General features: G+C 73.5%; 19 protein-coding genes. 3 read left to right on the top strand and 16 right to left on the bottom strand.

All coding sequences use genetic code 11. The features are described from left to right. Nucleotides 1-62 precede the first annotated feature (62 nt). The gene (locus ACSNOB_RS05705) at nucleotides 63-1,013 is read left to right on the top strand and encodes an alpha/beta fold hydrolase (RefSeq protein ID WP_436685569.1); all 951 of its coding nucleotides are present in this window, start codon (nucleotides 63-65) and stop codon (nucleotides 1,011-1,013) included. Here ACSNOB_RS05705 and fxsT read toward each other — a convergent pair. The 16 genes from fxsT to ACSNOB_RS05625 all read right to left on the bottom strand — a co-directional run bounded on the left by fxsT (nucleotide 1,007) and on the right by ACSNOB_RS05625 (nucleotide 20,436). Next, on the bottom strand, nucleotides 1,007-4,921 hold the full coding sequence (gene fxsT / locus ACSNOB_RS05700; RefSeq protein WP_436685567.1) for an FxSxx-COOH system tetratricopeptide repeat protein: 3,915 nt from the start codon (nucleotides 4,919-4,921) through the stop codon (nucleotides 1,007-1,009). The genes ACSNOB_RS05705 and fxsT overlap by 7 nt on opposite strands. Continuing rightward, nucleotides 4,918-6,129: a TIR-like protein FxsC gene (locus ACSNOB_RS05695; protein ID WP_436685565.1), complete on the bottom strand. Its 1,212-nt coding sequence runs from the start codon at nucleotides 6,127-6,129 to the stop codon at nucleotides 4,918-4,920. Before ACSNOB_RS05695 ends, fxsT begins: the two co-directional genes overlap by 4 nt. Then, on the bottom strand, nucleotides 6,116-6,796 hold the full coding sequence (locus tag ACSNOB_RS05690) for a TIR-like protein FxsC (protein ID WP_393108604.1): 681 nt from the start codon (nucleotides 6,794-6,796) through the stop codon (nucleotides 6,116-6,118). The genes ACSNOB_RS05695 and ACSNOB_RS05690 overlap by 14 nt, the downstream gene beginning before the upstream one ends. A gap of 77 nt (nucleotides 6,797-6,873) precedes the next feature. Further along, nucleotides 6,874-7,695 carry an aminoglycoside N(3)-acetyltransferase gene (locus tag ACSNOB_RS05685; protein WP_436685632.1) on the bottom strand — a complete coding sequence of 274 codons (822 nt, stop codon included), beginning with the start codon at nucleotides 7,693-7,695 and terminating at the stop codon, nucleotides 6,874-6,876. A 26-nt stretch (nucleotides 7,696-7,721) separates the two neighbouring features. Further along, the gene (locus tag ACSNOB_RS05680) at nucleotides 7,722-10,055 is read right to left on the bottom strand and encodes an FxsB family cyclophane-forming radical SAM/SPASM peptide maturase (RefSeq protein WP_436685563.1); all 2,334 of its coding nucleotides are present in this window, start codon (nucleotides 10,053-10,055) and stop codon (nucleotides 7,722-7,724) included. Between the two features lie 242 nt (nucleotides 10,056-10,297). Further along, nucleotides 10,298-11,200, bottom strand: a complete 903-nt coding sequence (locus tag ACSNOB_RS05675) for a DUF4231 domain-containing protein (protein WP_436685561.1) — start codon at nucleotides 11,198-11,200, stop codon at nucleotides 10,298-10,300. A 70-nt stretch (nucleotides 11,201-11,270) separates the two neighbouring features. After that, the gene (locus tag ACSNOB_RS05670; RefSeq protein WP_436685559.1) at nucleotides 11,271-11,717 is read right to left on the bottom strand and encodes a SitI3 family protein; all 447 of its coding nucleotides are present in this window, start codon (nucleotides 11,715-11,717) and stop codon (nucleotides 11,271-11,273) included. Nucleotides 11,718-11,731: 14 nt separating this feature from the next. Continuing rightward, entirely contained in the window at nucleotides 11,732-12,118 is a 387-nt protein-coding gene (locus ACSNOB_RS05665) for a hypothetical protein (protein ID WP_436685631.1), read from the bottom strand. A 233-nt stretch (nucleotides 12,119-12,351) separates the two neighbouring features. Beyond that, complete coding sequence (locus tag ACSNOB_RS05660; RefSeq protein WP_436685557.1) at nucleotides 12,352-12,879, bottom strand: DUF6244 family protein; 528 nt, start codon at nucleotides 12,877-12,879, stop codon at nucleotides 12,352-12,354. Nucleotides 12,880-12,959: 80 nt separating this feature from the next. Continuing rightward, nucleotides 12,960-14,147, bottom strand: coding sequence for a hypothetical protein (locus ACSNOB_RS05655; RefSeq protein WP_436685555.1), 1,188 nt, complete (start codon nucleotides 14,145-14,147; stop codon nucleotides 12,960-12,962). After that, nucleotides 14,144-14,656: a SigE family RNA polymerase sigma factor gene (locus tag ACSNOB_RS05650; protein WP_436685553.1), complete on the bottom strand. Its 513-nt coding sequence runs from the start codon at nucleotides 14,654-14,656 to the stop codon at nucleotides 14,144-14,146. Before ACSNOB_RS05650 ends, ACSNOB_RS05655 begins: the two co-directional genes overlap by 4 nt. Nucleotides 14,657-14,814: 158 nt before the next feature. Beyond that, a complete protein-coding gene (locus tag ACSNOB_RS05645; RefSeq protein WP_436685551.1) occupies nucleotides 14,815-17,910 on the bottom strand; it encodes an FG-GAP-like repeat-containing protein in 3,096 nt (1,031 codons plus the stop codon). A 109-nt stretch (nucleotides 17,911-18,019) separates the two neighbouring features. Beyond that, a complete protein-coding gene (locus ACSNOB_RS05640) occupies nucleotides 18,020-18,493 on the bottom strand; it encodes a DUF6098 family protein (protein WP_436685549.1) in 474 nt (157 codons plus the stop codon). Between the two features lie 119 nt (nucleotides 18,494-18,612). Next, on the bottom strand, nucleotides 18,613-19,671 hold the full coding sequence (trpS, locus tag ACSNOB_RS05635; RefSeq protein ID WP_436685547.1) for a tryptophan--tRNA ligase: 1,059 nt from the start codon (nucleotides 19,669-19,671) through the stop codon (nucleotides 18,613-18,615). Nucleotides 19,672-19,759: 88 nt separating this feature from the next. Further along, nucleotides 19,760-19,936, bottom strand: coding sequence for a hypothetical protein (locus tag ACSNOB_RS05630; protein WP_436685546.1), 177 nt, complete (start codon nucleotides 19,934-19,936; stop codon nucleotides 19,760-19,762). Between the two features lie 50 nt (nucleotides 19,937-19,986). Further along, the gene (locus ACSNOB_RS05625) at nucleotides 19,987-20,436 is read right to left on the bottom strand and encodes a PRC-barrel domain-containing protein (protein WP_436685544.1); all 450 of its coding nucleotides are present in this window, start codon (nucleotides 20,434-20,436) and stop codon (nucleotides 19,987-19,989) included. A 162-nt stretch (nucleotides 20,437-20,598) separates the two neighbouring features. Here ACSNOB_RS05625 and ACSNOB_RS05620 point away from each other — a divergent pair, with 162 nt between their 5' ends. Together ACSNOB_RS05620 and ACSNOB_RS05615 are read left to right on the top strand one after the other, a co-directional pair. Further along, nucleotides 20,599-21,162 carry an alpha-ketoglutarate-dependent dioxygenase AlkB gene (locus ACSNOB_RS05620; protein ID WP_436685542.1) on the top strand — a complete coding sequence of 188 codons (564 nt, stop codon included), beginning with the start codon at nucleotides 20,599-20,601 and terminating at the stop codon, nucleotides 21,160-21,162. A gap of 36 nt (nucleotides 21,163-21,198) precedes the next feature. Beyond that, entirely contained in the window at nucleotides 21,199-21,459 is a 261-nt protein-coding gene (locus ACSNOB_RS05615; RefSeq protein WP_436685540.1) for an SCO4848 family membrane protein, read from the top strand. The last annotated feature ends 700 nt before the right edge of the window (nucleotides 21,460-22,159 follow it).

Here is a 22,159-nt window from a genome sequence, read left to right as displayed (position 1 = left end):
CGCCTTCACTCGATGCCGGGTAGCGAGTATTGGCTGGTTGCGGCACCGAAGGGCAGGATGGGGTGACCCGAGACGGCGAGCCAGGGGCCGACTTCGCCACACGCGAGGACAACAGACGCGTGGCGTACGAGGTGACCGGCGCGCCCGACGGATTCCCCGTCTTCCTGCTCCACGGCACACCCGGCAGCCGCCGTGGCCCGAAGCCCCGCAGCATCGTCCTCTACCGCATGGGCGTGCGCCTGATCGCCTACGACCGCCCCGGCTACGGCGACTCCGACCGCCGCGAGGACCGGGACGTCGCCGACGCCGCCCGCGACGTCGAGGCGATCGCCGACCATCTGGGCGTGGAGCGGTTCGCCGTCGTCGGCCGCTCCGGAGGCGGCCCGCACGCCCTCGCCTGCGCCGCCGACGCGAAGCTGCGCGGCCGCGTGAGCAGGGTGGCGGTGCTGGTGAGCCTCGCCCCGTGGAACGCGATCGAGCTGGACTGGGTCGGGGGCATGAACACCGGCAACGTGCGCGGCTTCGGGGTGGGCACCCCCGACACCGCCGCCGTGGTGGCGGAGATCCGCCAGCGCGCCGAGCGGGCCGCCGCGGACCCCCGGCTCCTGCTGGCGGACCTGAGGACGGAGATGAGCGCGGCGGACCGCCGGGCGGTCAACGACCCGGCGCTGCGCCGGCTGATCACGGACACCTACGAGGAGGCCCTCCGCTCCGGCCCGTACGGGTGGATCGACGACGTGCTGGCGTTCCGCCGCAACTGGGCGTTCGACCTCAAGGCGATCGACACCACCCTGACGCCGGTGCGGCTGTGGCACGGCGCCGACGACAACTTCGCCCCGGTCAGCCACGGCCGCTGGCTCGCCGCGCAGATCCCCGGCGCCGAGATGGAGATCCGGCCGGGCGCGGCGCACTTCGACGCGGTCGAGGAGCTGCCGCGCATCCTGCGCTGGCTCACCGATCCCGCCGGTGCGCTGAGCGGCGACCTGCTGATCGGCGCGCGGCCCGGTCAATAGGGGTGCGGGTCGAGGACCCGGCGCACGTACCGCCCGTCGCGCAGCAGCACGACGCTGGGGTGGTGCTGCCCGATCCGGTTGGCGAGCCGGTCGGCGATCCGCATCCGGCCGATGCTCACCCGCCCGCCGGAGGCCGCCTGGTTGGCGGTCTCCAGGTTGCCCCGGCTGCGCAGCGTGTCGGGATGCTCGGGCCCGAGCACCTCGGTCAGCCGCTCCACCACGTCCCGCAGCCGCTCGCGCCCCTCCTCCGGGTTGCCGGCGAGGATGGTGAAGACCGCGACGTTGTTGGCCGCGCCCATGGCGAACGGGTGCCGGTCGCCGAGCGTGGCGAGCAGCGCCTCCGCCGTGGCCTCGGTCAGCGACCGGCTGGTGCCCGTGTCGCCGGCGTCCCACAGGGCCACGCCCAGGTTGACCCGGCAGACCAGGGAGTACGGGTGCTCGGGGCCGAACACCCGGGCGAACATCTGCTCCACCTCGCCCAGCTCCGCCAGCGCCTGGGCGCTCTGCCCCTGCAGCATCAGGTTCGCCGTCCGACTGAGCCAGCTGAACAGGGTGTCGGGGCTGGTCGGCCCGAGGGTGGCCAGCAGCCGGTGGTAGGTCTCGTCGAGCAGGTGGGCCGCCTCCTCGATCTCCCCGGTGCTGCGCAGCGACACGGCCAGGTTGGCCTGGGCGGTGAGCACGTCCCGGGAGTGGTCGCCGAAGAGGCTTCGGTAGCCGGCCACCACCTCCCGCAGCAGCGCCACGGAACCCTCGTAGTCGCCGGTCTCCCGCAGGTCGCGGGCGAGGTTGTTGGCGGACGCCAGGGTGTTCGGGTGCTCCGGGCCGAGGACGACCCGCAGCCGGCGGTGGGTGCCCCCGTCGCCGTCGAGGGCCTTGTCGAACATGCCCATCAGCCGGTAGGAGGCGGCCAGGTTGTTCGCCGCGGTCAGCGTCCGGCGGTGGTCCTCGCCGAAGACCTCGACCGACGCGGCGTACGTGCGCAGGTCACGCTCCAGGGCCTCCCGGTAGCGGCCGAGCGTACGCAGGTCGGCGCCGTAGCCACCGGCGGTCATCAGGGTGTACGGGTGGCTGTCGCCGATCAGCTCCTCCTGCTGGCGCAGGGTGTCCTCGTCCAGCCGGTGGGCCTCCTCGAACCGCCCGAGCCGGCGCAGCAGGTTGGCCAGGTTGAACCGCAGGTGCAGCAGCTGGACGCGCAGCTTGCGGTGCTCCGGCCCGTCCGGCGGCAGCTTCGACAACAGCTCCGACCAGACGGCGTCGGTCTCCCGCGCGTACCGCTCGCCCTGCTCGTAGCCGCCGTTGACGTAGATGTAGCGGACCCGGTCGATGACCAGCTGCCGGACGTTGTCGTCCTCGCAGGAGATGGCGTCGGAGCCGTCGAGGTGGGGCCAGAGGATGCGGAACCGCTGCTGGTTCGCCGGGTCCTCCACCTCCCCGGGCGGACGGGAGCCGGCGAGGATGCGGTGCACCTCGTGCTTGGCGGTGACCAGCTCGTCGTCGGACATGCGGGCGCGCAGCGCCGCCTGCAACAGCCGGTGCACCTGCACCCGGTGCGCGTGCGGGTCGAGCTTGATCAGCGCGAGCTTGTTCATCCGCTGCACCAGCGCCGCGGCGATGTCGCGTTCGGACACCCGGTCGGCGACGCGGGCGGCGACCACGGGGTCGTGCGGGGCGATGACCCGGGCGACCTGGTCGCCGTAGAGCAGGTCGAGGGAGATCTCGGGGGCGAGCACCGACGCGAGCTGCAGGAGACGGTACGCCCCCGGCGAGCCCTCCCTGAGCCGTTGCAGCGGGAGGTCCCAGACCTCGGTCTCCAGGCCGGTGCGGCGGAGCCCGGCCAGGTACTCCTCGACCGGCGTGCGGGTGTCGGCGAGCCACGCCCCGACCGTGGCGACGAAGATCGGGACGTTCTCCACGGCGTCGGCGACCTTCTCGGCCTCGGCGACGCTCATCAGGTGTTCGCCCAGACGGGCGCGCAGGTGCGCCACGCTCTCCGCCCGCTCGAACGCGTCCACGTCGACCGCCCGCGCCAGGTCGCCCCAGTCGGGGTTACGGGTGGTGACCAGCACGTGGCCGTTGCCCTGGGGCAGGTACGGCCGGACGTGCTCGTACTGGTCGGCGTTGTCGAAGATGAGCAGCCAGTGCGGCGGCGCGGTGCCGTCGGCGCGGCGCTCGGTCTGGCTCAGCCGCTGCCGCAGCGCGCGGTTGGTCTCCGGCATCGTCGTCTGCGTCGGCAGGCCCAGCTCCTCGCTGAGCTCCACCATGCGCACGTCGACGAACTGCGGCGGATCGGCGGCGACCCACCAGATGATGTCGTACGCGCCCCGGAACCGGTGGGCGTACTCGATCGCGAGCTGGGTCTTGCCGAGGCCGGGCCCGCCCCGCAGCGCGACCGGGGTGCCGCCCCCGCCGGACGCCTTCAGCTCCTCCCGGAGCCGGCGCAGCAGCTCCTCGCGCCCGGTGAAGCGCGCGTTGCGGGCCGGCGCGTTGAACACCGCGGCGCGTACCCCGGGGAAGCGGACGGGGCGCAGGCCCGCCGCGCCCACCGTCCGCCCGACCAGCTTCAGCAGGTGCCCGGCGGCGTCCTCGGCCGTGAGATCGTGCACGGCGGTCCAACTGCCGACCGGGACGTCCGGGACGGGCGGGGTGTCGTCGACGTACACGGCCAGCCACGTCGGCGCGCCACGGTCGCCGTCCGGCTCGCCGAGGGCGCGCCGGGCCGACTGGTAGGCCCGGGAGACCAGGCGGACCTCCCGGAAGCCGGTGCCCGGCGGCACCGGCGCCGGGCCGTCGAGCGGAGCCGTCGCCACCCGCAGGTCGGCGGAGTTCAGCACCGCCTGCGCCCACTCCGCCCAGACCTGGTCCTCCGGCACGTGCCGCAGCACGACCAGCTCGTCGACGACGGCCGGCTTGCGCTCGAAGCGCTGCACCGTCCGGCGGCGCAACTGGTCGTCGATCCGGGGCAGGCCGGTGATCCTGCCGTTGGTGATGTGGCTGGTCAGCGTCTCGTACGCGGACAGCAGGGTGGTGCGGCCGCCCGGCTCGTCGCCGAAGGTCGCCAACGTCTCCTCGTACGCGTAGTACGCCCGGTAGGGCACCTCGACGGTGAGCCAGTAGTGCTGCCGCTCGGTGTCGGTCATGCCACCGGGCAGGCCGGCGAACCGCTGCATGGCGAGCGCCCGGCCGGCGTCCCGCTTGCCCTTCTCCCCGTCGTCGACCCGCATCGGCACGGGCAGCACCCGCCGCGCCCGGCGCCCCTCGTAGTCGCGCACCCGGGCGGCCACCGCCGCGGCGCCGTCGATGCCCTGGTCGCTGAGGGTGAAGCAGTCCACGAGGATGTCCGGCAGGTGGATCGTGCAGATCTCGGCGACGTCGCTGATGCCGGTGCGGCTGTCGATCAGGGCGTAGTCGTAGTGCCGCTTCATGTCCTCGCGCAGCGCGTCGAAGAACTGCGCGCCACCGAGCCGGTTGTAGAAGTTGTCCCAGTTCAGGCCGGTCACGCTGGTGGCGTAGTCGGGGTTGTGCCGGCCGGCCAGGAGCAGGTCGAGGCTGCCGCCGCCGGGGAACTCCCAACCCACCGAGAACGCGTACCGGTGGACCCGGGCGTACTCGCGGTGCCAGTCCCCGGGGCGGGCGGTCCCGGCGCCGTCCTCCTTGCGTCGTCGGGCGTTCTCCCACTCGTAGTCCAGGATCAGGTCCATCACGCCGCCGGTGGTGGCCACCTGTTCCGGGTCGAGGAACGGGGCGTAGAACCGGTGCAGGCCTGGGGACTCCAGGTCCCAGTCGGCGACGAGCACCCGCTGTCCGTTCGCGGCGAGGATCCACGCGGTGTTGGCGAGCGCCATGGTGCGGCCCGTGCCGCCCTTGTAGGAGTAGAAGGTGACGACCTGGCCTTCGCGCGATGGCGTCATCGTTCGTCCTTCCCTCGCGTGACGTCGAACGACCGCACCGGCGGGGCGGTCGGGGTGGATCCGGACGGCACGTCGGACGGTTGCACCGCCCGCAGGCTCGGCTTCGGGGTGGCCGAACCCTCCGGCGGGTCCACCGGGCCGTGCCGGAGGAACTGCTTGCGGGCCTCGATCACCAGCAGCGGGGCGCAGCGCTCGAACTCCTCGATCGCGCGCGCCGGCAGTACCCGGGGGAAGCCGGCGTCCTGCAACGTACCGGCGATCGACTCCGGAACCGGCTCGCCACGCTCGTGCTCGGCGGCGATCACCAGCGGGACGACCCAGCGGGGCAGGCCCTCCAGCGCGGACCGGGCGGCCGCCGCGCCGGCGGCGGCGTCCACCAGCACGACCGTGGGGTTCTCCGGCGCCAGGGCCCGGGCCTGCGTCAGGTCGACGACCCGGGTGGGCAGGCCGAGCCGCTCGGCGGTCGCGGCGACGTAGTCGGCCACCGCCAGCTCGTGCTGGCCCGCGTAGGGCCGCCACCGCGCGTGGTCGGTGAGGGTGGTGACCACCAGCGCCGGGCCGTCGCTGTCGGTGACCGGGTGACTGGCCAGCGCCGCGGCCCGGGAGCGCGGCAGCGGCTGGGTCTCGGTCACCGCGACGATCCGCTCCGCCAGCGCCGCGAGGACGCTCTCGTACTGCCGGCGGTAGGCGCTGAGCTTGCACAGCGCGCGCAGGCCGTTCTCGGCGTAGTCGGCGCGGTCGCCGGCGTCGGCGACCACGTCGAGGGCCCGCGTGGTCTCCGGGCGGTCGCCCCAGGAGGGCAGCGGCAGCCACAGCACCGGCAGGAGGTGCCGCTCGGCGCGCGCCGGGGCCAGCCGGGTGAGCCGGCTGCGGAACGACTCGCGCTCGCCGAGGGCCCAGGCGTTGCGGAAGTAGTTGGGCGAGTGCAGCGGCACGAAGACGTGCGTGAGGCTCAGCGCCTCGGTGAGCGTCTGCCGGAGGTCCGCCCCCGGGCTGACCAGACCGTCGAAGAAGCCGGCGTCGCGGTCGCCCGTCCTCGTGGCGCCGCGCCGCACGGCCGCGGCCAGGTCCTGGAAGAACCGGCTCACCCAGTAGTCGGTGTCCGGCCGGGGCGTGGCCGACAGCGGCACCGAGTGGGCGTAGCTGAGGAAGAAGTAGGTCTCCCGGCGGGGGACGGCGCGGGCCGGCGGGAGGTCAGACCACGTCATGCCCGACCTCCTCGAACGTGTCGCGCAACTGCCGCACGTCGGTCGGGACCTGCGCCCGCACCCAGTGCGTCTGGTACGCCCGCGCGATCCGCTGCGCCAGCCGCCAGACCACCGCGTCGTAGGCGTCCTTGCCGTTCTTGCCGAGGCTCAGCAGGCCGTAGATGCCCTCGTCGTGGTATTGCGGGGCGATGTCCGAGGGTAACCGGGTGGGGGTGAACATCTGCCGCCGCGACACGACCTCCGGCAGGCGTCGACGGTCCACGACGGACCAGTTGACCGGGATCACCGGCGTCTCCCCCGCGGAGGGCTCGGCGCCCGGGCGGGTGAGGATCGGCCGCCGGGTGAAGGCGTCCCACTCCCGGGCGCACCAGGCGCTGTTGAGGTACTGCGGCGAGATCAGCGGGATGAAGACCTGGCAGTGGCCGGCCGCGAAGGCGAGGTCCTCGGTCCACACCTGCCCGCCGTCGAGCATCCGGTCCATGAAGCCGGCCGTCCGGCCGGGGCCGAGCCCGAGCAGCTCCACGACGTGGTCGGAGAGGTCGACGAAGAGCTGGAAAACCTTCTGGTTGGTGTCCCGCGGCGGCGCCGCCACCCGGTTCTTGGTGCGGGCGTAGCTGAGGAAGAACACGGGGGCGCTCTCGTCCTCCCAGTACTTCTCCTCTGTCACCTACCGCTCCCGACCGGCGCAGCGAGTCCCGGCTGACCACAGTATCGACCGCCACCAACTCCTGGCTGCCCCGCCCGTCACGGTCGGTGTTCATCCATCCATCCTCGGGCGAAGTCGACGGCCGCCCGGAGTCCCACCAGCCGGCACTCGGCCCCGCCGACCCGGCCGGTCCGGACCGCGCCGGCCTCGGTCAACGCCCGGCCGATCAGCGGGAAGTCGCCGTCGTCGAGGTCCGCGGCGCGGAAGTCCCGCCGGACCCGCCGCCCGTCGGGGGCGCGCACGTAGCACCGGTACGCGCGCTCGGCCGGCGGCCGGCGCCGTCGGTACTCGGCCAGGTGGAACGCGGTGCAGGCGGACCAGTCGACGCCGAGCAGGAGCACGGCGGCGTCGGCGGCGTAGAGCGCGCCGAGGGGCGAGCGCTCGCCGAGGTGGCAAGCGAGGTCGTGGACGGCGGTCAGCCGGGCCGCCCCGGGCCCGAGGGCGGCGAAGGAGGTCTGCGGGTGCCGGCTCCGCAGCGCGCCCGGTTGCCGGCGTACGTGCTCGGCGAAGATCCCCATGCCCTCCGACGGGCTGCTTTCCGGGTCGAACGGCGCGATCGCCGCCTCCACCGCCGCGACCTCGGCCCCGGTCAGCCCGGCGGTCGCCGCCCGGAACACCCGCGACGTGACGGAGTTGCCGGCCGTCTGCGCCGGTACGACCACCGTGCCCCGGCTCCCCAGCACGTCCCGCAGGGCCGCCAGCAGCGTGGTGGGGCCGCCCGCGACCCAGCCGACCCGGGACAGGGCGCAGTGCACCAGCACCGTGGCTCCGGGCGGCAGTCCCAGCGCGCGCAGGCCCGCGGCCAGCGCCCCGCGCCCGAGCGCGGGGCGCCGGCCCGGTGCGGCGTCGGCCTGGCGCAGGCTCGGCGGGTGCGCGGGGCCGCCGGTCACGGCCACCCGTCCACCGCCGCTCGCATCCGCCGGACGAACCGGTCGCCGTCGGGGGTCAGGGCGCCGAGGCCGAGCAGGGCGTCGATCGCCCCGTCGGTCCAGGCGCGGTAGCGGCGGAAGTGGCCCTCGGCGACCGGGCCGGGCCGCCGCCGCCACATGTCGGCGACCGCCAGATGGGCGTAGACGCCGTGCAGCGCGCCCTCGACCGGGCGGGGATCGTCCCGCCACGGCACGGTCAGCGTCCGGGTGTCGTCGCGGTCGAACAGGTCGCAGACGTCCAGCGTCGCGCTGAGCTTGAGGTGCTGCACCTCGTGCACCAGCAGCACCGCGAGGGTGGCGTCGTCGGGCACCGGGGTGACGGCCACCGCGCCGAAGGCCGCGCCGGCGGCGGCGCTGCGGTACCGGCCGGTGCCGTCGGGACGCAGCGGCACGACGGCCCGCAACAGGGTGCGGACCCCGGCCGCGTAGTCGGCGGCCTCGGCGTCGACGCGTCGCACCGCCCGCTCCAGCTGCCGTACCCACCCCACGGCGGCGGCGCCGGTCAGCCTGGGCTCGACCGGGATGTCGTAGCAGTCCCGGTGCGGGTCGGTGTCCTCCAGCAGCAGTCGGTGCCCGTCGACGCGGACCGTACGCACCGGCAGCCAGCCGTCCGGGTCGTCCTCCCGCGCCGGGTCGGTGTCGGGATTGAACCGCCGCCCGCCGACCCGGACGTCGCCGTCGTCGGTGGCGAGCCGGACGACGCCCCGCTCGGCGTGCACCGCGATCGCGCCGAGCGTCGGCAGGCTGACCCGCCCGTCGCGCACCGGCACGGGCAGGTCGGCCCGGATCCGGGCGTGCACCGCGGCGGCGGCCGCCACGCAGGCCAGATACGACAGGTCGGCCGCCCCGTCCCGGCACCGCCGGGCCCAGCGCCGCACGAACGGATGCGTCAGCACGGTGCGGACGGCCTTCGGGTGCGCGTCGTCCAGGTCGACCAGCAGCCGCCAGCCGGCGGCGGCGACCGGGTCACCGTCGATCCGGTCGCCGAGGGTGACCAGCAGGGCGCGCACCAGCGCCAGGTGGATCGCGGCGAGCTGTTCCGCCGAGCCTGCCGTCCCCGCTCCGGCGGCGAGGTCGTCGAGCACGCGCGGGCTGAGCGAGTCGGCCGGGCGGACCGGCTCGTCGACGGGCGGGGCCGCCGTCACCACCCGGACGAGCTTCAGCAGGTCGGGGCAGTAGACGGACGGGTTGTCGAAGCCGTTGCCCGCACGGTGACGGTGGGCGTAGAGCCCGCCGCCGCAGTGCCGGACCACCGGGCACGCGCGGCAGGTCGGGCAGAGCCCGGCCAGACCCGTCTGCCGGACGGCGATGCCGGGATGGGCCGCGGCGTCGTCCACCCGGTGCCGGAACACGTCCAGGCCGGTGACCGCCGCGCCGTCGAAGGCCGACTTGAGCGAGTCGACCTGTTCGAAGGTGCCGTCGGTCTCGACGACCACCAGGTCGGCCGGGCCGAGGCCGACCGCCTCGCTGTGGCTGGCGTGCCCGGACGCCGTGGAGAGCAGGGACTCCAGCAGGCGGATCGGTACGGGACGCCCGTCGGCCAGCCAGCGCCGGTGGACGGCCAGCAGCCAGTCGGCGTACGGCGTGGCGCGGCCGTCGGGACGGGCGGGTGGGTTGTCCCAGTTGGCGTGCGGCAGCAGGAAGTCGATGTGCGGCGGCTCCTCGGCCAGCAGCGCCTCGTACACCCGGATGGGGTCGTTGGCGACGTCGACGGTGCAGAGGATGCCGGCGTAGGCGGCCCGGTAGGCGGGACTGCGCAGCAGCGACAGGGCCCGCAGCACCTGACGGTGGCTGCTCGCCCCGTTGGCGTGGCGGCGGTGCCGGTCGTTGGCGGCCCGGTCCCCGTCCAGCGAGATCCCGACCTTGATGTCGTGGGCGAGCAGCACGTCGCAGACCGCCGGGGTGAGCAGCACCCCGTTGGACTGCATGCGCAGGTCGAGCCGGGCCACCGGGTCGATGGCGCCTCGCAGGACGGCGGCGGTGGCGTCGAGTCGTGCGGCGCCGGCGAGCAGCGGCTCACCGCCGTGCAGGACGACTCGCACCACGTCGAGCCGGTGGGCCGCTGCGTGCTCGGCGATCCGCCCCGCGGCGGCAGCCACCGTCGCGGGCGCCATCATCCGCGGCTGGCGTCGCCAGGACTGGTCGGGGTGTTCGTAGACGTAGCAGTGGTCGCAGGCGAGGTCACAGCGGCTGACCAGCTTGAGCACGTACTGCGTCAGGGGGGTGACGCTCCCGGTCGGCTCGCCGCCCGCCCCGACCGGTTCAGATCGCAGAGATGAAGGCCGCGACATCGACACGGGCCGGACGGTCCTCCCTCCGGGTGGTCGCGGCGGCGACGGACCGGGCCCGGTCGAGGGAGATCCGGCCGAGCGGGGTGCGCCGGAGGTCGTCCAGTGGCGGCGGGGTCGGATCGGGTTGAAGTACGGTGCGATCCACGTCGGTTCCCCCATTTGAGTCGGGAGTGGACGGACGGCCGCCCACAACGACGGTCAACGACGACTATCGACGATGCTATATGGCACAGCGTGTGATGTCACTGCTGCGCTACGCCATCCTGCTCGATCACTCTCGCCATCCAGCCCTCGTTGGCCAGCGAGATGATCCGTTCCGCCTCCGCGACGAACGCGTCGTCGTCGGTCCAGCCCTGCCCGGCCTCGCGGCACAACCGCAGCCGGGTGAGCTGGTCGGCGGTGCGGGCGTACTCGATCTGGTGGTGCTCGTACTGCTGCGCGGACCCGTAGCCGACGAGCGCCGTGGTGACGGTCGCCGCCACGCCGATCCAGGCGGTGAGCCCGAGGTTGTCGCCGAGCACCCCGACCGTCGCGGAGACTCCGGCGGCGGCGACCGTGAGCGCCGTCGCGGCGTACCGGATCCGCTGCGCCACCCGGCCCATCCGGCGGGCCCGCGGCAGGTAGTAGCCGTCGACCTGTCGCTGCAACCGCTCCGTCAGGTACGTCGCCACGTCGGAGACGGCCGGCAGCGGCCGGGCGGCCGGAGCCGCGTCGAGGGTGCGGCCGACCAGGTCGCCGGCGTCCCCCATGAGGGCGTCGAGCCGCCCGAGCAGGACGGCGTCCCGGTCCGCGCCGCCGAACGGGGCGACCCCGGCCAGGTAGCGGTAGGCGTCGGCCTTCAGCGCCTCGGAGACCGAGCGGAGACGGGTCCACGCGTGTACCGCGTCGCGGCCGGCCCACCGGGCCGCGACCGGCACCAGCAGCAGCGCCGCCGCCGCGACGATCGCGAGCGCCCGGCCCGCGCCGCGCTGGGTCTGCCCGAGCTGGTTGGCGAGGGTGCCGCACACGGCGGCGCCGGCGGTGAGCGCGGCGACGGTCAGGCGTGCTCGGGTGATCGCGCGCTTGGCCTCGACGGCCGCCCGTGACCAGGCGGCCTGGCGCTGCCAGATCGTCTCGACCGCCACCGAGGTATCGAAGTTCGCCACGCCCCGGATCGTAGGACGGCGACGCCCGTCCCTCCGGGCCGCGCGACTCGGCCCTGCCCCGGTGACCGGGTCACCGGGGCAGGAAGCTGTCGTACGCCTCGTCGTACCAGTCGGCCTCGTTGTGCCGGCGGACGGTGCCCCCGACGCGGGTCAGCATCAACCAGTTGTCGTTGAGGACCAGCGCCGCGTCCTCGGGCCGGTCGGCCAGGATCCGACCCACGGTCCGCAGCATGTTGGGCCTTCCCTGGTCGGTCAGGGTGTCCTTGCGCATGTGGAAGCCGACGTCGACGTAGCTCTCCGGCTCCCACACCCATGGGCCGCCGTCGTCCTCGGCCTCGTAGTAGCCGTGTCTGCCGGACGTGATGCTGACGACGAAACCGCATTCGTCGTTGAGGTCGGCGCTCAGCAGGCGGTTGCCCGCGGGCGTCGGTGTCTCGGTCGCACCCGGCGCGGCCAATCGGGCCATCTGCTCCAACGGGATGTCACTGGCGAGCGTCAGCCGATAGGTGATGGACATGTGTTCGGCCTTCCTCAGGTTCGCCTCAGGAACTGGACGATAGTGCCGCTCCGGGTGACCGCCACCAGTTCCTCCAGTCCGGGCACCGGCCAGTCGTGGAACTGCTTCTGCAGGGCTGTGAGGTCGCCCCGCCAGTCTTGGAGGTTGACCGCCACCCGTTGGGTCTGAGCGTCATCGATCTTCCTCTTGACGGCGCTCCAGACGGCTCGGGCCGAAGTGGTGGGAGAGGGAGAGTAGCAATCGAAGATGTGGCCCTCGATCAGGTAATCCGGCGATTTCGCCGGACCAACGATGTCACCGGTGCGGAGTCGAGCCGCCGCGACCTCCTGCTTCGTCGGGTTCTGATGGACCAGATAGCCCTTGTCGGCGATCTTGTCGGCGCCGTCGTTCTCCAGTTCCAGTGCTCGCCGCTCCGGCGGCCGCTCGTTCGCAGGGATCCGGGTGCGTGGGCCGGTCGGCGCGCCGCCGGGGACCCCGGTGGGACGCCTGGTCCACGGCACGAGGCCAGGGGCGGCGCCGCCCGCCGGGGGGACGGTGGAGGCGGGACCTGCGGGGGTGGCGCCGCCCGCGGTGGGCATGGTGGAGGTGTGATCCGTGGGCGTCGGGCCGGTCGGCGTGGCGCCGCCGGCCCCGCTCAGTTTCCCGACGACCCCAGCTGCCGCGCCGCGGCGACCGCCGTGTCGACGGACTGCCTGGCGGCGCCGGTGCGCTGGACCATCAGCACGAGCACCTGCTTGACGCTCTCCAACCCCTGCACCAGCGGTCCCGGCTGACCGCCCTGCAGGACGGTGGTGACGAGTCGCTTGGCCTCGTCGAGCTGGGCGATGGCGGCGGTCGTCGCGTCGCGCATGCCGTCGATCGCGCTCGCCACGGGAGTCAGCCCGGCGATCGTCTCGTCCGGGGTGGCCTCCTGCGGGACGGCCGCGGTCGCCCGGGTGGCCTCGCCGATCGTGGTGGCGACGCCGCCCAGGCCGCCCCGGATTCCGGCGATGGCGTCGCGTACCCGTGCCATGCCGGCCGCCACGGCGGCGAAGCCGGCGCCGGCGGCGCGCAACGCCACCTCCTGCGCCTGGTTGTCGGCGGCGGCCGCCAACCCCTGTGCCCTGTCGACGCCGGCCGTCAGCGCACGGAGGTCCCCGGTGATCTTCTCGATGTGCGACACGCCGCCGAACTCCCCGATCGAAGGCAGAAGGATGCTCGAAGCTGCAACCTAGCCGCAACTGTCCGTGCCCGCCAGACCGGTCACCCGGTCCGGAGCCACCACAGCACGTGGTTGTTGCCCGTGTCGGGATCCGGCCGGCCGCTGTGGATGTCCGTGGTGAATCCCCACTCGGTCACGCAGGCGTCGATCTTGAACGTGAAGGTCAGGTCCACGCTCTCGCCGGGCTTCAGTCCCCGGTGCCCGCCGTCCTGGGCGGGATGGCCGGGGGTGTCCAGCCAGTAGGGGCCGTCGTACGAGCCGTTCGGCAGGAACGCGCCGCCCCGCCACTCCAGGTGGAACCGGTCCGAGGGCTGCCTGCTGTGGTTCTTGACGGTGAACGTCACGGAGACGTCGCGCATCGCATCCTCGCACGGCCCCGAAACGGGCCCGGCGACGGGATCGGCCACGGTCAGGCCCAGGTCGACCGGGCGCTGCCGCACCGGGAAGCTGGTGGCGCCGCCCACCTGCCCGTATCGCTCGCCGTCCCAGGCGTACTGCCGCTCCTGCCGCTGCCGGTCCGTCGCGGTGCGGGAGTCGGCGACGGTGGCCGTGACGCCGCCCCGCGGACGGGCGTCGATGTCGACGATGGCCGGCATGTCGGCGGTGGTCGCGACGACCTGGCCGAGGGTGGCGACGCGGCCGTCGGCGTCCCGGTCGAACGCGACCACCTGCTCCGCGCCGTGGCCGCACCGCAGCAGGGCGGCGGTCTCCAGCTCGGCGTCCCCGTCGAGGTCGGCCTGGTGCAGTTGCACGACGCCCACCCTGGCGCCGCCGACCTTCGCCGAGGACGCCAGCCGGACGAGGCCGTCGGCGCATGCGGTGCCGGACGAACCGCTCCACGGCCATTCGGGTACGGCGACGGGCGCGGCGGTCAGCTCCGCCAGCGTGACGGGGCCGCCACCGCGTGCCGGAACCGGCGCCGACGGGGACGCGCTCGGCGACGGCGTGGCGCTCGCGCTCGGCGCGCTCGGCGTGCCGGTGGTGGCGCCGACGCTGGCCGCGACGGGGGCCGGGTCCCGACCGGGCTGGCCACGGCCGGTGCCCATGAACGCCGCCACCGGCAGCACGGCCACCAGGCCCGCCGCGACGGTCGCCGTGGTGACCCGCGTCCGGCGACGCCGGGCGACCAGGTCGCGTACGCCGCCAGGAGGACGCACGGCGGGACCGAGGCTGGCGGACAGTTGGTGGAAGGCCTCGTCGATCAACTGGACGTCGTCGTGCTCGGTCATGACACGTCTCCTCTGAGTTGACTGGCCAGCGCCGCACGCCCGCGGCTCAGCCAGGACTTGACGGTTCCCTCGGCGACGCCCTCCTGGGCCGCGATCTCGGCGACGGAGAGCTGGGCCATGTGGTGCAGCACGACGGCTCGGCGGTGCTTGGGCGGCAGCGTGGAGAGCGCCCTGACCAGGGCGACCCGGTTGGGGTCGGGGCCATCGACGACCGTCAGGCGTTGCCGGCGGAGGAAGTTGGCCGCCGTCCGGCGGCGCCGGAAGCGGCTCGTGGCGAGGTTCCACGCCACCTGCCGCACCCACTGGGCCGGGTCGTCGTACTCCCGGATCTTCTGCCAGCGGACGTACGCCCGGCAGAAGGCTTCCTGCACGAGGTCCTGCGCCTCGGCGAGGTCGCCGGCGTACGCGTACAACTGGAGGGTGAGCGGCTGGAACCTGGCCCGGTAGAACTCGTCGAAGTCGCTGCCACGGGCGTCGTCCGGCGTCACGACCATCGGCTTGACCAGCATGGCATCACGTCGCCTCTCATCCCCGTTCTGCGGCTGGCGTCAGCCGTCACAGGCACACGCGCGAGCGGCCCGGGGGGTTGCACCGGGTCTTTGTGCCCAGAGACGGGACCGCCCCCGGTCGCCGTGGGCGTCCGGGGGCGGTCGGTGTCGACGGTCCGTCAGACGATGATCTTGAAGATGTTCCAGCCGCTGCCGGCCTGGACGCGGGCGGCGAAGGAGCCGTTGTCGAGCCCGGAGTAGCGCCAGAGGATGCCGCCCGCGTCGCGGGCGACGAGGTCGTTGCGGCCGTCCTCGTCGAGGTCGCCGATGGCCACGACGGAGTTGTAGATGTTCCAGCCGGCGAAGACCTTGACCCGGCCGTTCCAGCCCTTGTTGCCGTTGCTGTGGTAGCGGTACATCACGCCGGTGGAGTCGATGCCGAGCAGGTCGCCGTGGCCGTCGCCGTTGACGTCACCGACTCCGATCACGCGCGGATAGATCCCCCAACCCGAGCCCACCTGGACGCGAGGGTTGATGCCCCCGCGACCGGTGGTGGTGTAGAGCCAGAGCTTGCCGGTGCTGTCCACGCCGAGGATGTCGTGGTGGCCGTCGCCGTTCACGTCACCCGGCGCGAGGATCGACCGGTACATCATCCAGCCACCACCCAGGCTCACCGTCTGCGCGCCACCGAAGCCCAGGTGACCGGTGCCCAGGTGCGCCTTCAGGTACCCGTTGCCGTCGCGGACGAGCAGGTCGGGATGCGCGTCGCCGTTGTAGTCGCCGAACGGCACCAGGGCCGAGGTCCGCTCGGCCCCTGAGCAGCTGAGACACCAGTTCTCCGTGTACCCGTTGCTGTAGAGCTGGCCGCGAGGCGACGTGGGTCGCGTCCCGTACCAGTGGCCGTCGCCCGTGGACTTGACGCCGAGCAGGCCCGGTCCGCCGCTGCACTGGTAGCCACGGAAGGGAAAGCTGCCGCAGTGGACGACCAACTCGCCCGAGCCCACCGTGACCGGCGCGGCGGTATCGGTGGGCGTGCCCTTCAACGTCCAGGTGTAGGCCCCGTTGAGCGCCGGCTGTCCCGACGGCAGCCTGCCGTCCCACCGCAGGTGGACGTACGTCCGTGCCTTGCCACCGCCGGCGCGGTGCACCAGCTCGCCCGTCCACTTGCGGGTGACCGTGAGTTCCCAGCTCCAGAGCGGACGACTGGGTCGCACGTCCGCCTGCCAGGACAGGCCGGCGGAACGCGGATACACCAAGTCGTTCGCGATCACGCTGCCGAACCGGGGGGCGGTGCCCGGCACCCCGGTGTCGACCACGTGCACCGCCCGGTCGGCGTCGGCGTACGCGATGCCGGAGCCGTGCCGGTCCACCGCCCAGGTGACGCCGCGACCGTCGGCGGGGGTGCCGGCGGGCAGGTCGGCGAGCTTCACCGGGGCGTGGAGGGTGCCGTCGTGGAAGGCGGTCATCCGCAGGGCGCCGGTGTCGTGCCGGACCAGGAAGCCGTCGCCGAGCAGCGCCGGCCCGGACGGCACCGTGAGGCTCCTGTCGTTCTCCAGGTCGTGGACGCCGGCGGGACCGGTCGCACCGCAGGCCCAGTAGATCCAGCGGGCGCCGGTCTGCACCTCGGTCGGCACGCACGCCGCGCCGGTCGAGACCGTACGCGTGGTCTTCCCGGTCGACAGGTCGACCGCCGCGAGCTGGCCGGCCGTGGCCGTCGCGGTCCACAGCGTGTCGAACCACAGCGCCGCCCCGGTCTTCGGCGCGGTCCGAACCACCTGGTTCGACGTGATGTTGACGACGTGCTGGTTGTTCGAGGCGCCGTCGCTCACGAGGACGAGCGGGCCCGCGGCGTCGATGAGCCGCCCGTTCCTGGTGGGCAGCGGCGTCTGGTCGTACCCACCCGCGGCCGTGTCCACCGTGAGGACGGTGTCCATCGTGCCGGACACCAGGTACGCGGCACCGGAGTTGGTGCCGTCGACCAGGCGTACGCACGTCACGTCCGTGGCGCACGGCGCCGGGGCCGAACGCAGCATGACGCGCTCCCCGGACGTGTATCGGGGATCGGGGAAGATGGGGTGGTTGGCGGCGACGTACTCGGTCGCGCCCGTCTTCGGCGACACCTGGGACTGGACGTGCCGGACCAGGCCCTGGCGGTAGCTGATCCCGGCGTTCGCCAGCGGGTCCCGCACAGGGAGCACCGGCGTGACGATCGGCGTCTCACCGGGCCGCCCGGTGATCCGCCGCACCGCCCAGTCCGAGGGGCCCGAGCCGCCGACGACCAGGGCCGTGCCGTCCGGTCCCTGCACGAGCGCCTGGAGACCCCAGGAGATCCTCGGCAGCAGCGTGGGGCGGGGCGCGGTGGTCTGCACCGGCACGTAGGTCGCCGGAAAATACTCGCCCGTGTCGTTGGTCTGGCTCTGGCTGATCACCAGCCCGCCGTCCACGACGGCGGTACGGAGGAGGCTGTCCTGCGGGACGGTCACCAGCCGGGCCGAGGTGTCCGTGCCGCTGGTCAGGCCGCGGCGGGAGTAGAGGTGGTACCGGCCGCTGCTCGACATCCAGCCCACGGTGTCGCCCGAGAGGCGCCAGAAGGCCGACGGGACGCCGTTCGGGATCCGCGCCACGGTCGCGGTGGCGAGGTCGAGCAGCCCCATCCGCTGCCCGCCGTCGGCCAGGTAGCCGACCACCACCGAGGTCTCGTCCCCGACCGGCGGCAGCCCGCTGGGCGTGGCGTCCGCCGGGATGCCGGTCACCGGCGTCGTCGTCCACGTGCCGTCACCGTTGGGGCTTCGCAGCTCCAACGTCACGCCGGTGAGCGGCGGCTTGCGCAGCAGCATCCGCTGGCCGTAGACGCCCCACACGATGTGGTCGGCGGGGATCTCCCACTGCTGCCAGCTCCGGTCGGCGAGGTCGAGCACGCTGACCTTGCCCGGCGCCGGCCGCGCGGGCACCTGGGCGGTGGTGAAGACGCTGTCGCCGCCGGCCGGCTTGAGTGCCGAGGGCTGGACGCCGGCCAGGTCCTCGACCCGGACGGTCGCACCGGTGTCGTACCGCGTCCACAGGTAGTCGGGAGAGTTGTTGTGCCGGTGCAGGAAGCCGGTGCGGCCGGCGAAGAACACCGCCTCGTAGGCGGGAACGGTCGCGTCCGCCGGCGGGACGACGGCGAGCTCGCGAGGTGCGGTGCCGGTGTCGGCGGCGGCCGGCGCGGCCGGCACGGTCAGCAGGCCGAGGGCGAGGGTGGTCGCCAGGGCACCTGCCGGAAGACTGCGGCCCAAAGAAGTTCCTCCTGGATGGGGCTGCGCACAGATGCGCGCAGCCTATCCGCGGGACCATCGACGCACGCGCCGCCGAACGGACGATTTCCGCTCGCCCGCGCGGGGCGGTTCAGTCCGCCCGGTGCAGCGGCCCCCACTCCGACGACGCCTGCGCCTCGACCGCCCGGTCCGCCTCCCACAGCGCCCGCTCCGACACCCAGGCGACCGGCCGGTGGCAGTGCACCAGCGGCTCGTTGTCCGGCCCCCGGCCGCACTGTTCCCCGACCAGCACCCAGGGCCGTACGCCGGGGCCGCGCAGCTCGCGCAGGTGGCAGTAGTCGTAGAGGCGCCGGGCCACCCACAGCCGCAGCGGCCGGTCGCCCCACCACGACTCGACCGCGAGCGGGTTCGCGGAGAGGCCGGGCAGGTCGATGCCGGTCAACGCGTCCTTGCTGGACTGCCCGGACCCGCGCCCCCCGCCCAGGTCCGCGCCGGGGCCCCGGGACCACCGCACGTACAGCTCCTCGCCGGGGTCGGCCCTCCGCAGCAGGTCGACGAGCTGGTCCAGCCCGTCGACGACCGGCATCACCGCCTCATGTCGCACGCCGCCCATGGTGCTCCACATGCCCCAGGGGCGGCCGGCCATTCATCCCAATTCGAGGTGGGCCGCCGGCCCGGAACCAAAGGGTCCGGTTCCGGGCCGGTCGCCGCGCGTACGACCGATCAGGCCGGCGTGGCCGCGGCCTTGCGGCGCCGCTCGGCCCGCCGCCGCACCTGGGTGTACGCGCTCGTCAGCCCCATCGCCCGGCGGGCCTCGACGAGCGTCTGCCGCACCTCGCGCCGGGTCCGTTCGGTGCCCTCGACGATCAGCTCGTCGACGAGGCCCGGGTCGGCCTCGAACCGCGCCCGCCGCTCGCGGATCGGGTCCAGGAACCGGTTGAGCGCGGCGGCCAGCTTCTCCTTGACCTCCACGTCGCCGACGCGCCCGGCCCGGTACCGCTCCTTGAGGTCGTCGACCTGCCCCCGGTCCGGGTTGAAGATGTCGTGGTAGGCGAAGACCGGGTTGCCCTCGACGGTGCCCGGCACGTCGGCGCGGACCCGGTTCGGGTCGGTGTACATCCCCATCACCTTGCGGCGGACGGTCGCCGCGTCGTCGGAGAGCGCGATGGCGTTGCCCAGGCTCTTGCTCATCTTCGCCCGGCCGTCCGTGCCGACCAGGGTCGGCGTCTCGGACGCGATCATCTCCGGCACGGGGAACACCTCGCCGTAGAGGTGGTTGAACCGGCGGGCGATCTCCCGCGTCACCTCGACGTGCGCCGCGTTGTCCTTCCCCACCGGGACGACCTGCCCCTTGACGCAGAGGATGTCGGCCGCCTGGAGGACCGGGTAGCCGAGCAGGCCGTACGGCATCTCCTCCTTGCCTGCGTCGCGGGCCATGTCCTTCAGCGACGGCACCCGCTCCAGGCGGGGCACCGTGACCAGGTTCTGGAAGAGGGTGTTCAGGTCGCCGACCTCAGGGATGGCCGACTGGAGGTAGAAGACCGCCCGCGCCGGATCGACGCCGGCGGACAGCACGTCCGTGACCATCTCCCGGGCGTTGACCGCGACCCGCTCGATGTCCTCGCGGGTGTTGCGCGTGGTGAGCATGTGCAGGTCGGCGATGATGAAGAAGCTCTCGTAGCGCTGGTGCAGCCGCACCCGGTTGGCGATGCTGCCGACGTAGTGGCCGAGGTGCAGCCGCCCGGTGGGGCGGTCCCCGGTGAGCATTCGTGGAACAGACACGGTGGTACGCCTTTCGTGCGTGACGGACGAAGGTGCGCGCGGTCGCGCGCCGACCGGGAGGGTCGTCCCGGGATCGGTCGGGGTCGGCTCAGTGAGCCGACCGCCATCGCCCGCCGTCGCGGAACCGCAGTCCGCCGGCACGAAGGAGGTCGGTCATCCGCTCGCGGCCGTCGCCGGAGCTGGTGGGGAAGGTGGTCACGACGCCGAGCGGAAGGCCGTCGACCGGGTCGACGACCTCCGGCGCGTAGCTGATCGGCCGGACCATGTCTCCCACCGTAACCGGTCCGTCCGTGCGCGGGTGACCCCTGCCGGCGGTCAACCCCGCCGGTAGGTCTCCCGGTAGTAGTCGCCCACCCGGTCCCGGTAGTCGGGCTTCCGGTAGCCGTCCGGGTCGAACGGCGGCGACTCCTTGACCTGCTCCCGGGTGCGGTCCACGTGCACCGTGCGGTCGAGGTGGTCCACCCGCGTCACCGTGCCGACCGGCAGCAGCACCTTGCGGCCGAAGATCCACGGCCCGGTGTCCACCACCAGCCAGCGGTCGTCGGTGTCGTCGCTGGCCTCGTCGATCGAGCCGATCCGCCCGTCGACGGCCTCCACCCGGTAGCCGACCAGGTCGACGGGGGTGCCGGGGCCGGGCGCGTCCGGTCCGTCGCCGGTGCCCTCCGGCCTCTCCGGCGGTGCGGCGTCCGGGCTGGCCGGGGCATACCCGCCGGCGAGGGCGGACGGGTCGCGCCAGGTCCAGGGGTTGAACGTCGACGGCTGCACGGGTCACCTCCGATGACGGTCTGCGCCGGTCCCGACAGCAGTGCCCCACCCGTACCGGCGGGAAACAACGCGGCGTGTCCCGGTGGCCGAGATGCCGAAGATGCGGCAACCGGACTCCGGATGCGTCCGCGCCGGCGGCATCCTGCCGTTACCGTCGGGCTGATGGGACGAATGCGGGGCATCCACGAGCGACCCGCGGGCCTGACGTACCAGCCGGACCTGATCGGCCCCGACGAGGAGCGGTCGCTGCTCACCGCACTCGCCGCGTTCGACTTCCGGGAGGTCCGCATGCACGGGCAGATCGCCCGCCGGACCGTCCGGCAGTTCGGCTTCGACTACGACTACGGCTCGTTCCAGCTCACCTCCGGCGACGCGCTGCCGCTGGAACTGGCGGGAGTCCGGGAGCGCTGCGCCGCGTTCGCCGGTGTCCCGCCGACCTCGCTCGCCCAGGCCCTGGTCACCCGGTATCCGCCGGGATCGATCATCGGCTGGCACCGCGACGCCCCCGCCTTCGGGCCGACCGTGGTCGGGCTCTCGCTGGGCTCCGCCTGCCTGTTGCGCTTCCAGCGGGGCACCGGCGAGGAGCGCAGGGTGTACGAGGTGGAACTGGCGCCACGGTCGGCGTACGTGCTCGCCGGCGCGGCGCGGTCGAGCTGGCAGCACAGCATCCCGCCGGTGCCGGCCCTGCGTCACTCGATCACCTTCCGGCAACTCCCCGGCGCCTGACCAGCACGTAGGGCGGCGCTGGCATACTCGGCAGCCATGGTGCTGTCGCGCGGCTGGGCGCTCTTCCTCACCGGGGTGGGGATCTGGACCTGGGTGATCTGGCCGAGGTTCGCGGTCGCCATCTGGAAGGACCCACGGTCCTGGTCCACCGGCACGGTCGGCGAGTTCCCCGCCACGGGCTTCCTGTGGATCCATGCCCTGCTGATCGCGGCGTCGCTGGCCATCGGCACCACCGTCGGCGTGCTCGGCATCCGCGCCTGGCGGGCCGGCCGGCGCGCCGACCGGTCGATCGACTGAGGGACAGGCTTCGGGGTCGTCGCCGGAATATCCGCGGCGCTCGGTTCGCTGTAACCCGTGTCCGCGGGTGACGCGACCGCACAAGAAGCGCGCGTCGGGTCACCGCATCACCGCTGAGCAGGCCAGATAGTCGGGCGGTAATGATGTGACGGGGGACGCCGCCCCCGGATTTGACGTTCAAACCCGCAGACGCGTAACTTTCTCTCTGCCAGCGCGGAACGGGGCAAACAGGGCAAGAACCTGGAGCACCGAGCCAGACTGGTGCCGGACCGGACGGGAGTCAGCTCCTGGACGAGCCGGGCCGGGCGGGGCCCACCGGATCTGCCGCGAGGCGGATTTGGCGGAGCGGAGCCGACCGGGTAAGGTTCGACGCCGGCAGGGAACCGGGCGAGCTCGCGGGAGACCGCGGAGCGGCCGGTCTGCCAAATCCGATGATCACACGCAGCGGCTACCGCTGCGCGCGTTCGTCGGGGCCAACCCGCACGAACCATGACAGACCGGGACAAACGGTTTGACACGGTGGAGACGGTGAGGTAACGTAGTAGAAGTGCCCGGCGCGAAAGCGCTGGGGATGCGAACGAAATGCCCCGGGTCGGGGGCTCCACGGTGTGGGGTTTCCGGGCGGTGTGTGGTTGTTCTTTGAGAACTCAACAGGGTGCTTGATAAGCCAGTGCCAATTTGATTTATACCCCGGACTGGC

Origin of the sequence: Micromonospora sp. URMC 106 (assembly GCF_051386395.1) — a bacterium.
Lineage (GTDB): Bacteria > Actinomycetota > Actinomycetes > Mycobacteriales > Micromonosporaceae > Micromonospora.
The sequence above is the reverse complement of the archived record's forward strand: the minus strand, read 5'-3'. Positions and strand labels throughout refer to the sequence as shown.